A 15,124-nucleotide genomic window follows, 5' to 3' on the forward strand; every position below is an offset into this window, starting at 1 on the left:
CCTAACCCTCCCCTTATTAAGGGGAGGGAACAATATTTCTAATTTCCCTACTTTCCAAAGGGGAGCTAATTTCGGGATAGCAAGGGAAATCCAAAATCCGATTAACCATTGCCGACAAGTTTTTCACCTTTAAGCATTCGTGCTGCGGCTTCAAGTAATGCCTCTTCGAGATAGGGTTTGGTAAAGTAACCACTAGCACCTAAACTAATCGCCATTTGTTTATGCTTATCGGCACCTCGCGAAGTCAACATTGCGATCGGTAAATGATTGAGACTGGCTTCTTTTTGGATACGTGAAAGTAGTTCTAGTCCGTCGCAGCGAGGCATTTCGATGTCGCAGAAGACGATATCGCAAGGTAAACCGGAACGAAGTTTTTCCCAAGCTTCCTGTCCATCGCGGGCTTGTTCAACCCGGTATCCGGCTTTATTAAATGACAGAGAGAGTAATTCGCGAACCGTAATGGAGTCATCAACAATAAGTACAGTTGGGTCAATTTTTGAACTTGTACTTTCCGTACCACCACTGTTAGGTGCATCGAAGATGGTAACAGCACTTTGTTTCGATGTACGTCCTTGGAAAATATCGAGAAGTTCGAGAACATCGACGATTGGCATAATTCGACCATCCCCAAGGACGGTAGCACCTGCAACACCTATGGGCTTAGGTGCTGGTCCTTCAAATTGCTTAATTACTATCTCTTGCTCACTTAATACTTGGTCAACTTGGAGTGCAATCAGGGTATTCCCGGAACGAATCACTACAACTGATACCATATCATCCTCACGAGTTCCTCCGTAAACACTACCTCGGCTAAGTTGACGGTTGAGAGTTAGGAGGTCTTTTAATGGTTTGAAAGGTAGTTGGGTATCGCGCCAAAAAATAAACGATTCTCCTGCGGGATTTTTCTGAATATTTCTAACTGGTATATCGAGAGTATCTTCAACACCATCCATTGAGAAAGCTATCCGTGCCTTATCGGAGACGCAACTGAGGGCTTTGCAAATACTTAGAGTCAGGGGTAAGCGAATTGTAAAAATTGTGCCTTTGTTCAGGGTTGAGTCCGTGTTAATTATACCTCTTATTTCACTGATACTAGTACGTACCACATCCATTCCCACACCACGACCAGCTAAATCATCGGCTTTATCTTTAGTACTAAAATTTGGTTGGAATAATAGTTCGTATATTTCGATACGCGACATTTTTTTAGCTTGTTCGGGAGTAATTAACCCAACTTTGAGAGCTTTTTGCTTAACTTGTTCGGGATCGATTCCTGCACCATCGTCACTGACAGAAATAACGGTTTGGTTCCCTTGGTGGAAAGCACGAACATTAATAGTACCAACAGCAGATTTACCTTTGCTTTGCCGTTGTTGAGGAGTTTCAATTCCGTGTGCGATCGCATTATTCAACATATGTACGAGCGGGTCGGTCAAATGCTCTAAAATCATCTTATCGATGAGAGTATCTTGTCCTTCGATAATCAAATTGACTTGTTTCCCGCACTTAATTGCATTATCGCGCACACCACGTTTTACCCTGTCGGTAACTTGGGAGAAGGCAACCATTCTAGCTCTCGTCAAACCTTCTTGTAATTGCGTCGTTACTTGACGGAATTGTCTAGCTACCCGTTCGGTTTCTTCAGTGACAAAATCAATATCGCTTGCAGACTCTCGCACTCGAACAATTAACTCAATCATTTCTTGAGATAATGTGTGGAAGGGTGTAAACCTGTCCATCTCTAGTTCCGAAAAACCGCGATCGCTATTATGGTTAGAAACAATACTACTACTACTATTAATACCACCACTACTAAAGCTACCTTTACGACTAGCTAACAGCGACGCTTCTAATAGCGATCGCTCGTACAATTCCTGCATCCTGGCACCAACATCTGATAAGTGGTGTACCTGAATCAACAAATTATCGAGTGATTGACGTAAGCGTTCCTGATCCTGTTCTAGAGTGTTACGGTTAACCACCAACTCCCCAACCAGGTTGCTCATATCATCAAGATGCTTAACAGATACCTTCATCAATTGCTCGAATCGCGCTGCTCGTGGACGTTGGATTTTCCCCGTGTTTGTTCCTGCCCCTGGTGTTGATATACTTTGATCGGCATCTGCCAGCAATTTTTCTAAATCGCCAAATTCATCAATAGTATCGGTTTGGTTCTGCCTCATAGTTGCTGCACTTATTACTATTGCTGTACTCGCAGCAGCAACAACGGGTGTAATACTGTTACCCAGTAAAGCATCAAGTGCGGCAAAATCATCGTCTTCCAATGAATCCGCATTAAATTCAGGTGCATTAAAATCACCAAGCAGCGCATCTAGTTGGTCAAATTCATCAGATTCGTCTGCGTCTTTGCTTTCAATTTCCAGATTATCAATTTCCAGATTATTAATTTCCAGATTATTAATTTCCAGATCATCAATTTCCAGATTATTAATTTCCAGATCATCAATTTCTAGATTATTAAATTCCAGATTATTAAATCCCAGATTATCAATTTCTAGATTATTAACTTCCTCGCTAGCAAAAAGTGAATCTTCAACTTCAATTGATGTTAAATCTTCTAATGAGAAAGTCTCTGATACAAAATTTACTGAAGAATCAGATACTGGAACATCAGCAGCAGATTCTAAAGGAGGTTCTAAAATTGCTCCTAAACTTTTCAACTCATCAACCGATAACATATCTGCTAGCAAATCATCATCTAATCCGGCATCAAACTTTTGTATAGTTGTTGCATTAATACCTGTTGTATTTAATTCTACAGGTAAAATTAAATCAGTATTTTCATTAATGTTATTGTTAATATTTTCAATATTTTCAATAACATTATTTTCTGAATGAGATTCAGTAGTTAGCTGCGGAACAGTAATTTCACCAAACAAATCATCGATAAAATTTATTTCTGCATTTGTTAGTGTTGAAGGTTCAAATATTTCTGGAATTTCGGATGTATCTTTTATCTCATTAATAGATGGTGCGACGGTATCAACATCGAAGAAATCATCGACTAAATTGTCATGTTTTGTAATAGGTTCAATTTCTACAAGGATTATCTCTGATGGATTTTCTGGAGTTTCATTATTAATTTCGGTTAGTAATTGATGTGTTGTTGCTGATGTTTCCAAATCTTCGGAATCTTCAGCAAATGCAACTTGTAGAATCTCATCGCTGGCATTTTCTGTATCTGTTTTTGTTGACTCAGTTGCCAGATTTTGTGTAAATTCTGGTGCAAATTCCAGTGCTTCTGGTTGCTGCGAATGATTACGGTTATCGCTCGTATTAACTATAGATAAAGATACAGATGCTATCTGTGATGGTGTTAACTCATCAAATAAATCTCCAGAACCATCATCATCAAACAAATCGAGTGATTCTTCTTCCTTTTGATAGCCAATATCTAAATCATAAATATCAAAATTATCACTCTCTTCAACAGAAATTATTGCATCCTGAGTTGAGTTAAAAATACTATTATTTAAAGTGACTTCAAATAAACTTTCCTCTAATGCTGTAGCAATATCTTTATTAATTTCAAATTCAGATGGCTGTGTATCTTGTATTGCTTCTGTTTGTCTCCAGAAGTCAGCTAAATCGTTTTTTTGATAAGAAAGTTCCGGCTGTAAAAATTCTACATCTGTAGAAGAAGGACTATTAAATAGATTATCTAATATATCTGAGTCTACAGTGCTAGATAAGTTATCATTAGTTTCCAAACCTGTTAATACTTGATTAGATTCTAATGTGACTTGTAAATTTTCTTCTAATTCTAAATTTTCTTTTAATTCTAAATTTTCTAAAAGACTATCAACATTATCATCAACACCATTAATTCTTTCTATTTCAGATATTCCAGATTGATTATCTTCAATTAAAGAGATTGCATCATCTATTTCAGAATTTTCCTCATCTGCAAACAAATTATCAAACCGAGAAGATTCAGAAGCATCATCATTATTAAATAACTTTGGAACTTCTCCATTTTCGTTGCTATAGTCATTAATATTTAATTTTTCATGGGAAGGAACATCGTTAAAACTATCATCAAACCCAAGAGATAATAAATCATCCTCCTTATCACTGAAATTTAGATTCCCACCATTCAAAAGTTCCGATTGGTCTGGAATTGGTGAAATAATCGTATAGTCTTGAATATCGTGATAGTTTGTTGAAGGTACTGGGGGTTCTTCTAATTTTTCTTCATCTTCATCAAGAAAATTACCAAATAACTGTACTATCGTGAATTCTTCATTACTATCTGGAGAGCGATCGTGAATACTAGTACTATCTTCAAATACTAGCAAATCTGCTACTTCACTATTAGTTTGAATTTCGGCTTCATCATCCTCTGGATTTGCTTCATTAATAGCTTTTGAATCAATATTTTCTTCCCCTTCCCAAGTACCATCAAGTTCGGGAGCATCTTCCTTAAATAATTCGTCAAGTTCAGTAAGTTCAGCAATTCCAACTTCTGGTCCATTCTGATCGATAATAATATTAGTTCTCGAAGTTTCGTCTACAGATGATACTGTAGTTTTGTTTATAATTTCTCTATCAATCTCTTCTATATTTCCAAAAAGTGAATTGTTACTTCCAACTTTATCTTTACTTACATCTTTAGAAATTAATAACGCATCACTAAAATTATTATCAACTTGCTCTGATAACTCAAACAGCGAATTAATATTATTCTCTTCAGTTGTAAATCTTGAATCTAATCCTAAATCTAGCTCAATATCGGCTTCTTCAGCAGAGTCAATTTGCTCAGATAGTTCAAATAAAGAATCGACAAAATCATCTTTCTCTAATGAAATTCCTGATGATTTATCTGATGAAAATTTTAACCCTTCATTACTTTCAGAATTGAGTTGTTCTGATAAATCAAACAGCGAATTAATATTATCACTATTATCTTCAATATTGAAATTAGCATTAGTGATAAAATCAGAAATATCATCACTATCAGAAAAATCAATTTCGTCTTCGTTTAATTCTGTATCTTGAGATGTAGCAGATGTATAAATCCCCGTAGTTGGTTCCTCAAAGAAATCGCTGCTCAGTTCCAACAACTCAATTTCTGGGACACCAATTAAGGCTTCGAGTTGCTGGCTAAGTGCAATTTCCGCATCTCTACCAGTTAATGCTAACTCCTGCGCTTGCTTGATATCCGTAATTACGACTTTGGCTAGTGTCAAATAGCTATTGTCAGGATTTGCGATCGCACTGGCACAAGCACGACACAAATGACACCAATTAGTTAACTTTAAGTCATCACCAATTATTGCTAAATACTGACAACAAGCTTCCAACCCCTTACGATTTTCAGGTATGGGATTTTGCTTGAATAATTGCAACATATCTCGCAATTTTTGCAGTACTTGGTTTTGAAACTGCTGCCAACTATCCCCACTTGCTAGAGGAGCAAAGCTTTGTCTTGTTGGTGGTGGAGCCGGAATAAATGTAGGTGTACTGACGGTGATAGTAACAGGTTTGGGCTTTTCAATATCTATAGTACCACCTTGTTGTCCTACTAATAACTCTAAATGTTCGTGCAACCAACCAAAAACAGGCTCGGCTTCTGACATTATAGTATTAGCTGTTTCTTCTGATAAACCAAATGGTCCACTGAGATGCTCTAATAGGGATTTTAGGGTATCAGAAACACCAAGAAACAAAGACTCTAATTTCTGATCGACTTGAATTGGATTTTCTTTTAAAACCTTAAAGCAATCTTCCAGTCGATGTGCAGTTCTCTGAATGCTATTTAAACCTAGCATCGCCGAACCACCTTTAATTGAATGGGCTGCCCGGAACACTTCATTAATCATTTCCTGATCGTTTAAAGTTCCTTGGAGGTTGAGCAACCCTTGTTCAATTGTATTGAGATGGTCTCTCGCTTCTTCGATGAAATAGCCTAAAATACGCTGTTGTTGTTCCGGTAACATAATTCTAAAGTTAAGAGTTAATTACGAGTTAGAAGTTATGAATTATGAGCTATGAGTTGTTAAATTAATTTAGTTTATTTAATTGTAAATCGTTAGTTTGAAGTTAAGGACTGTAAATTAGGGTTGGTGAGTTAAAAGAAATTGATTAGTAAGTTCAGATTAATGAATTAGTAATTAATATTTTTTACTTCTAACTTCTAACTTCTAACTTCTAACTTCTAACTCCTAACTCCTAACTTCTATCTCGATTCCGCAGTTTCAACACGGAAACGTTCCACAGAAGCAATCAAGTCACGGGATACACCCACCAAGTGTTGTAGGGCACCAGAAACTCGTTGGGCTTCTTGCGAAGTTTCCTGCGCTGTCAATTCCACAGACTGCATTACCTGCGCTACCGCACGGGAGGTTTCTGTTTGGTCTACAGTATCAGCAGTAATCGATCGCACGAGAATATCGATACGGTTAGCAACCTGGATAATATTATCGAGCGATAGCTTTGCCTCTTCCGCAAGTTTCGTACCCGCAATTACCTGCTGCGTTCCTTCTTCCATCGCTGTCATTACCGAACTAGTTTCACCTTGAATTTGCATCACGATTTGTTCGATTTCTTTCAGCGATTTTGCTGATTTATCTGCAAGCTGACGTACCTCATCCGCAACGATCGCAAAACCTCGTCCCGCTTCCCCCGCACGCGCAGCCTCAATCGATGCATTTAACGCTAATAAGTTGGTACGGGAAGCAATCTGGGAAATCAATGCCACAATTTTAGAAATTTCTTGCGATGATTCCGCCAACCGTTTCACTTTTCGGGTTGTTTCCGCCACAGTCTCACGAATCTCTAAAATACCTGCCACGGTATTTTCCACCGCTTCGCCACCTTTAATGGCGATTTCGCTGGCATCTCGTGCTACAGTTTCGGCTTCCCTGGCAGCTTCTGCCACACGCTGAATCGAATCAGTCATTACCTGTACTGAATTCAACGTTACCGCCAATTCCTCAGCTTGACGCAATGCATCAGTCGATAATGCCCTAGCAAATGTTTCCGAATTTGTCGCCCCTTTGGTGACTTCGCGGGCTGCGACTTTCACCTGTTGAACAATATCCCGCAGGTTTTGAATCGTTAAGTTAAAAGCATCCGCAACCGCACCCAGTACGTCTGCTGTAACTTCCGCTTGCACCGTCAAGTCACCTCGCGCCGCACCTTCCACATCATCAAGTAAGCGAATTACCTGCCGTTGCAAGTTTTCCTTCGCTTCCTCCTGCTCGTGGGCTTTCCGCGTCGCCTCGCTTGTAGTGGTATAAATTACACGAGTCATTTCGTTGAAGCCAGCCGCCAATTGCCCAAATTCATCTTCGGAATAAACAGTGGCTTGCACACCCATATTTCCTTGACGCACCGCATCAAATTGGTTTTGCAAATCCTTGGTGGTACGGCGAATTTGCTTAAATGTGAGATTGCCCATCAACCGAGTCGTCGCACATCCCGCAACCCCCGCAGCTAATGCCATTGCCAAACCCGTATTCCGAATCGGGGCACGTTCTTCAGCCTTGGAGAAAAAATTCGCCGACACAAAACTGACACTAGCGACAGCTAGGGCTGAAATGACCCCCACAGTAGCCGCAATAAACCATTGTTTGGTTTCTAGGGTGGCATTTTCCAAAGGTGCTAGTAAACCCTGTTCAACACTAACTTGGGGTTCAACGTGACTGACATCGGATTGAGTAAAAATTGGTACGGCTTCTTGTGAGGAAGTAATACTAAATAATTCATCTTCCCGCTCCCCTCCCAGGGTCGATTTCGCCATATTCGACTTACTGGAGGTATTTCCGAAGTTGACCGATCCTCCTAACCCATCAGCAAACTGACTACCATTTTCTTTACTCTTTGATGTCGCTGCGTATTTTTCCGAAGAGGGTTTAACTGAATTTTCAAATGAACCTGAATGCAATTGTTGCGAACTACCAAAAGTCGATTCTCCAGTTAAATCAAATCCGGGAATATTACCAAAGTCATCAAATTCATCAAAATCATCTAAAAATTCAACCTTATTCCCCTTACCCTTAGCAGCCTTATTACTCGTTGTACTACTGGTATTTCCCGCAGTAACCGAAGGCTCTTTGTCTGTTAAGCTATCGGAACCAAACGCCGATTCAAAGGCTTCAAAATCAAAACTATCATCAGCATCAAAACTGTCACGCTCGACCGTCATCCCAGAACTGTGAGGCTTTCCTTCTTGCGTTAAATCCATGCTGAAGGTTGAAAATTCCGCAGGACGTGCGTGTGTCTCCGTTGTGGACTGACTGATATTTTCATTATCAAAGTCATCTGGGCTAGTGCTTTGACTAGTAAATGCTAAAGTGTCGGTTTTAGGTATTTCTGTCCCTGCTGTTTTATCGGTTGTATCCTTAACTCCACTGATATGAATCGTTTCATCATCAGTATCACTATGTATATTAAAATTCAAATACCCTGTCGTATCAATTTCATTTATTTCCCCAAGAAGTGAGGAAGTATTCTCAAAACTGCCACTTAGAGGTAAATCTAACTCGCCTTGCTGGGGATTATTTGTAGTTTTTGGGCTTGTATTTTCTAGGGCTGACTTATTATCAATTTTGCCACTAACATGACTTGCAGCATCGGTAAAACTATTGGTGGGAATTTCATCTTGCCAAAATGCTGGCAATTCTAATTCTGATTGTTTTTCCCCATTACTTGTACCTTCACTAGGTTGAGACTTTTCTTTTGCCGCAACAAACGGATTTCCGTTTGAAGTCCCAGAAGAATCGTCAGAAGATACACCAAATCCCGTACCATCAGTTGGCATGTTAAAGGGATTACTTGAGGAATAATCCTCAAATATATTGTCACCTTGATGCCCATCTTGATGACTTTCACCAAAAGCACTTAAGTCAAAGCCGCTATTATTTAAATCCCCAAATAGAGATTCATTTCCACCTGTTTGACTATCAAACTCCCCAGGTTCGACCAAATCGGAGAAATTGATTTGCTCATTGTCTGCAATTTCCGGCGTATCAATATCATCAAACTGTACTTGATATTGACTAATACTCTCCAAGCCGTTTTTTGCAAAACCAACAATTTCTGAATCGTTGCTTAGTTCGAGTACTTTCTGATACTCATATGAAGCAATATCATAATTTTGGAGAACATAGTAAACATGTGCCCGCAATAGATGGGTATTGGGGTCTTGTGGTAAAAACACCACCACTTGGTCGATTAAAGTGGCTGCTTCTTCGTATTTTTGTTGTGCATAGGCTGTCAGAGCCTGCTGATAAATTTGCGCGTAATCGTCTATAGTTGCTGCCATTTCACTGTCTCCGAATTTCATCCTGCCCACCGCGCACTCCGCAATATTGCGGTCTGATCCAGCAGTCGCAGACACTGAGTGCTTTCTGCGTTTAACATCCATTCACCCCGTAGAAACGGAGCCATTGTGTCTGGAATATTAGTTGGTGACGCTAAATTTTTAACATCCAGCCAATCCATCCCACCGATTTCGTCTACTGCCAAACCCACAATTGTTTCTTGTTCTTCAATCGCAATTACGGGTATTTCGCCTCTGTCGGTGTTTAATGCTGTTCCATCCCCAAGAAACTGACCCAAATCAGCCACCCAAATCACTCGACCTCGTAAATTTAGAGTACCCAAAAGTAGAGGTGAAGCATTCGGAATGGGAGTAATTCTGTCGGGAGTTAGTTCGATAACTTCGCGAATTCCAGTTGCCAGCAGCGCAAACTCCTGATGCGAGGGAATAAAAAATCGCAAATGCAACTCACCTTCAGGACTTTCGACCTGAAACTCAGGACGAAACTGATCTTCTCCATTACCCACTAAAAAGTCCGGTTTGCTAACCATGCTTTCTTTATCCTTTTATCCTCGCAGCAGTTGTTTGACTGTTCCCACCAATTCGGTTGGCTGAAACGGTTTGGCGATATAAGCATCTGCACCTTGTTTCATCCCCCAGTAACGGTCAAATTCTTCCCCCTTAGAGGAACACATAACCACAGGGACATTTTGGGTTTTGGGGTCGGATTTTAAGCGACGGCAAACCTCATAACCATTCATCCGGGGCATGACAATATCCAAAACCACTAAATCGGGAGGTTCGCTGAGGATTGCTTCTAAAGCCTCAACTCCGTCACTAGCGTGGCTAACTGTCATTCCACTTGCCTTGAGGAGGTCTGTTATCATCTCCCTCTGGGCAATACTATCTTCCACAATCAGAACTGTACTCATATAAGCCTATCTACCTCAGTAAATGTAGATGTCCCTCAACATGGAACATTCCCTGAATCCCCACAATCAATTAATGTATAAATTAATTCTATTACTTGACAAATTTTATAAGCGATCGCTTTCTATCTGTTTCGGTAAAGTCGATGATATCCGTGATATTATTTTGTACCCCTTCTTTGATGGGATCGACAAGTCCTGTATTATTTATATCTTGGTAATTAGAATTATCCTGAAGGTATTTTTTAATTAACATTAGTAGCTCATTTTCGTGAAAGGGTTTGGCTAAATAGTCTGTTGCTCCTACCATTCTGGCTTGAGTCCGATTAATAAAATCATCTTGGTTTGCCAGGAAAATAATTGGTAAAAACCGAAAAAATTTTGATTGCCGTAGCATGGCACAGAATTCGTAACCATCCAATTCTGGCATGGTAATACTGCATAGGATTAAATCTGGCTTGAGTGTCAAAGTTTGACTTAGGGCTTCTAGGGGATTAACGATCGCGATCGCATCAAAGCCTTGGGAATTCAAAATCGACTCGACTGATTTACCAACACTATTTGCATCATCAATATAAACGATTCTAATTTTCGACTTTTGCTGCTGATTTAGCTCCTGACTATCCTGAGTTGCTACTGTTTCTATTGTATTTGTATATACTAGCTTCACCCAGCCTTGTTGTACGTAAGGAAATATTGCCTTCGCAACAGTGGAAATATCTCGGTTGAGATAACGTGCTAGTTGACGCAGCGATGTTTTGCCATCAGCCCATTGTTTGAGCTTGTTGGTGGTAGCTGGGGGTAGGGATACACGTAACCGAGTGACATCTGAGAGCATTGGTAACTGATCGGGGGAACAAATATATGGATAAAGCAGTTTCCAATTTTGCACCTGTTTAGCAATCTTTGCCGCAACTGGCGTAGTTTGCCAAGTTGTTAATACAGGTGCAAGTGGGGGGGTAACTTTAAAAATAAAATTTCCTTGCCTTAAATTTAACAAGTCAAAAATAGTTTCGTGAATTAAGCCTTGGATAATAATGCGAGCCTGGGTAAGGTTAATGATATTTTGTTCGAGTAGTGCCCATAAATAGCTGTACTCAGGAATAGACTGTGACGAATTTGCAGTTAATAGCGTTTCATCAAGTCGTACCTTTACCCGATAATGGCGTAAGTAATCATCCAACCGAGATAAACTCAGTCCGCGATCGCTTGCATAAATAATTTGACCATTCAAAAAAAATACAAACCAACAACCGAACTGACTATCAGGTAAGTAGCTCTGTTTACACAAAAGCTGCTTGGTATTTGCACCCCATTGATTTCGATAAGTGTAGCTTAATCCTGGAGGTGTATTGCCAATCCCACAGGTTTCGACAAATAATACCCCCGTTCGCTGCCCTAACTCAATCAATTGCAGGATACTGCGAAGATCGATTTCATCTAAATTTCCCTGCATTTAGTTCCAAGGCACTCCTAGTCAAACGATTTTGGATTTTAGATTGACCCTAAGATGTATTAAGAGCCTTTAAATCAGGTGATTAAGGGCTGGAAACCTTTTTGAGATTGGTGGATTTTGGATTGAATAATTCAAAATCTCAAATCTAAAATTTGGTCATCCCGTTTGCACTTGATGCTATTGTGCCCATTTATATTTAGATATTTACAAATAGGTAAAAAATAAGTTAATTGTGCATTGAATATTACTACAAATAAAAAAGGTATTCATAGAAAGTAAGAATTACAGATTTGCCAGTGATAACACGGTAGGCATCCATGTGAAACCAAAGACACAATATGATGACGTGGCAAACTACTCTGATAAATTCTTTATTTGAAATTTTTTATTTGAAATGTCGCGTATATAAATAGTTATACCTGCCTTCTCTGTCTGTAACTATGGCAGTTCAGGTGAGCCTTATAGTTATTTAATGTATAGCTCTTAACAATATCCCTAAGTGCATCAAAAGGAATAGAGGTGTGCTGTATTTAGCAGAAGTACAAAAACAAAAAGGCGGTTTACTCAGTAATGGTAAGGCTGAACTTAAGCTTTTAGCTTGTCAGCGAAACGACCAAAGCTGGAGTTCTATCACTGAAGAAGTAATTACCGCAGAGGAAGCTAGCAAATTAAATGACGGTGCGATGGTGATGGTGGAGTTGAGTCCCCAACGCCAAGTGCAACGCATTCAAGAGGCTGGAAAACCTTTAGTTAATATTTTGCAGAATTATTCTCGTCAAGTAGAAAAATTCAAGGCAAAAGAAGAAGAAATTGACCAGTGGAAGGAGTCGTTGACGTTCCAAGCGCAGGAACTTAGTCGTCGCGAACTGGAAATGGAAGATAGAATTGCACAACTTCAACAATTGGAGGAGGAGTGTCAAAATTTAGATTCCCAACAGCAAGCGGTTGATTCGTCTCGTGCCGAATTTGAACGTTTGACGCAGGAAATTGAACGTAATCGCCAAGAACTTGAAGGTGCTTGGGAGCATCTGCGGGGGCAACAGCGACGTTTGGAGGAAAACCAAGCGGAACACCAACAGGGAACTTTTGTGGATGCGGCACGTGCTGCGCTACTGCGTGAGTTGCTCGATCGTTTGGCAAATGGTGTACCTGCTACGGATGCTGTGGTAGAGCATTTAGGTTTTGCTGTGGAAATGACGGATATGCAGCAGGAGTTGTTAAATCCCCATTGGCAGAAATTTCAGTTGCGAAAAACTGAAGTTGAGCAACAGCAAATAGAAATTGAGGCTTTGTTGGAAGAATTTGCAGAAATTCAGAATGAATTACAAATTACCGAAACTGCACTTGAGCATCAAACATCTGAGTTGAAAGATAATATTGCCAAGGTTAATAGTAAGCAAGAGTATGTAGTAATTTTGAGGGGTTATTTACGTTACCAAGAAGACATGTATCAGCAGGTTTATAGCTTGGCTGCGATGTCTGGAAGTGTAGCTTTAGACGAATCCTTTGATATTGAAGCTTTGGAGTCGATGCCGTTAGAAGATTTGGAACAAACGGTAAAGGATTTGCAGGACAAGTTAAGTATTGATTCGAGCTTTGTTAATGACCAAGAGCTAGAGCTTAAGTATAAACAAGAAACTATAGAAGACCTCAAACAAAAAATTAGCCAAACTACGGATAGCGATCGCAATCTATACGAAGAAGAATTGAAGGATGAAAAGGACCTTTACCAGATGTTAAATGAAACGCTGGTAGGGCAACGTCGCAATTTATTGCAGCGTCAAGATCAATTGCGCGCACATCAAATGGTGTTGCTACGGAGACAAGGCAAGGGATTAACTAGCGAACAGCAGGAAAATCAAGCCGATTTAATTCCAATTTTGGCACAAATCGAATCGCAACGTCGCCAGCAGTCTGATGAGTTACAAAGCATGGAACGGGAAATTGAGCAAATCCAAGCCAGTATCGATTTGACTCAGGGAATGATTGATAGTCAAATTCAGGAAATGGAGGAAAAACGCCAAGAGTTGAAAGTCAAGGAAGAAAACTTACAATTGTTCCAAACTGCACAAGCAGAATCAAAAGCTGTATTGGAGTTTTATGAAGATACTTTACAACCAATGCAGGATTCTGTGGATGGTTTACGGCAGAAGTTACAAGGAGTAAGTGATTCTTTGACGCAAGTTCAAGAATCTGGCAATTCTCAACAGGAAGCTGTTAATGAGATGCAGGAAGTTTTAATGAGTTTTATCGCTCAACCTGAGTTAGCTGCTTCTTAGAGTTTTTCTTGATTCGGAAAAATAAGCCAACGTCTGGATGTAATCTGAATCAGGGCAAACAGACATAAATAAGGGCAAACAGACATAAATAAGGGCAAACAGCCGTTTGCCCCTACAAAATTTTTTAAATAAATCTATTTTTTATATCGCTTGCAAACAAATCCAATCTCCTTCGACAAGTGCGATCGCACCTCCGGGGAATGGATCGGTTTGCGTTTTTTGTGGGGCTATAATCAAAGCAGTTAATTTTTCAATATGCTCAAAATTGGGCGCGTAGGGAAGTATTTCTAGCAAAATTTGCCGCATTACTCGTCTTTGTAGCGCAAGTGGTGCGTTTTGTAATATCCGACGATTTAGTTTTAAGGGTAATTGGGAGTTGTCAGTCGAAAGTGGGGATAGGTTCGTTAAAAGTTTTTCTTCCCTTTCTCTTCTTCCTTCCCTTTTTCCTTCCCTCATTGCCTCTTCTTGCAATTCCTTAGCTGCTTGCTCTAAATACTCCACTTCGGCTTGTAGTAGTTCGGCTGTTTGTGCCAAGCTTGATTCAACTTGCGGGTTAAAATTTTCCCGTAAATAGGGAATTAACTCGTGACGAATGCGGTTACGAGCGTATTTGAAATTTTCATTGGTTGAGTCTTGCCAAATTGGTAGTTGAAAATCCTGGCAAAATTGTCCTGTTTGATCGCGATTTATTTCCAGCAAAGGACGTACCAAACCAATACCATCAGGAAGTATACGCTGCCATGTTAAGGCTTGCAAACCATCCGCACCACTGCCGCGCATTAAATTGTAAAGTAAAGTTTCAGCGCGATCGCTTGCCGTATGTCCTGTAACAATACATGAATAGTTGTGAATAAGTGCGACTGATTCTAATACCCGATAACGCCAATTCCTTGCGGTTGCTTCACTATTAACTGGCTCATCTGCTATTTCTAAATAAAACGGTATTTTCCAAATTTCTGCCAAATTTTCAACATGTTCCGCATTTACACTCGAGTCATCACGCCAAAGATGATCGCAATGAACAATACCTAAATCCCATTCCCACTTTGGTTGTAAATCTAACAGTAATTTAATTAAACACAAGGAATCTTGTCCACCAGAAACCGCTACTAGTATACGTTGCTGGCGTTTGAATAATTTACGTGCGCGGATAGTCCGATGTATTACCGCATGG

At 39.8% G+C, this 15,124-nt stretch carries 7 protein-coding genes; 1 reads left to right on the top strand and 6 read right to left on the bottom strand.

The genetic code is table 11. The features are described 5' to 3' along the window. Nucleotides 1–101 precede the first annotated feature (101 nt). From CK510_RS13965 to CK510_RS13985, 5 genes are all read right to left on the bottom strand, one after another. Nucleotides 102–5,960 (bottom strand): hybrid sensor histidine kinase/response regulator, encoded by a 5,859-nt coding sequence (locus CK510_RS13965; RefSeq protein ID WP_095722278.1) that lies wholly within the window; start codon nucleotides 5,958–5,960, stop codon nucleotides 102–104. 239 nt (nucleotides 5,961–6,199) lie between these two features. After that, complete coding sequence (locus CK510_RS13970; protein ID WP_095722284.1) at nucleotides 6,200–9,289, bottom strand: methyl-accepting chemotaxis protein; 3,090 nt, start codon at nucleotides 9,287–9,289, stop codon at nucleotides 6,200–6,202. 17 nt (nucleotides 9,290–9,306) lie between these two features. Beyond that, nucleotides 9,307–9,837: a chemotaxis protein CheW gene (locus tag CK510_RS13975; protein ID WP_095722279.1), complete on the bottom strand. Its 531-nt coding sequence runs from the start codon at nucleotides 9,835–9,837 to the stop codon at nucleotides 9,307–9,309. A 15-nt stretch (nucleotides 9,838–9,852) separates the two neighbouring features. Further along, a complete protein-coding gene (locus CK510_RS13980; protein ID WP_095722280.1) occupies nucleotides 9,853–10,218 on the bottom strand; it encodes a response regulator transcription factor in 366 nt (121 codons plus the stop codon). Nucleotides 10,219–10,309: 91 nt separating this feature from the next. Further along, nucleotides 10,310–11,671, bottom strand: a complete 1,362-nt coding sequence (locus CK510_RS13985) for a response regulator (RefSeq protein WP_095722281.1) — start codon at nucleotides 11,669–11,671, stop codon at nucleotides 10,310–10,312. Between the two features lie 521 nt (nucleotides 11,672–12,192). Here CK510_RS13985 and hmpF point away from each other — a divergent pair. Further along, nucleotides 12,193–13,950, top strand: coding sequence for a pilus motility taxis protein HmpF (gene hmpF, locus CK510_RS13990; protein WP_095722282.1), 1,758 nt, complete (start codon nucleotides 12,193–12,195; stop codon nucleotides 13,948–13,950). 141 nt (nucleotides 13,951–14,091) lie between these two features. On the opposite strand, the gene tilS is transcribed toward hmpF, so the two are convergent. Continuing rightward, a partial coding sequence (gene tilS, locus CK510_RS13995; protein ID WP_095722283.1) for a tRNA lysidine(34) synthetase TilS occupies nucleotides 14,092–15,124 on the bottom strand: 1,033 nt, incomplete at its 5' end.

This window comes from Brunnivagina elsteri CCALA 953, from assembly GCF_002289455.1.
Classification (GTDB): domain Bacteria; phylum Cyanobacteriota; class Cyanobacteriia; order Cyanobacteriales; family Nostocaceae; genus Brunnivagina; species Brunnivagina elsteri.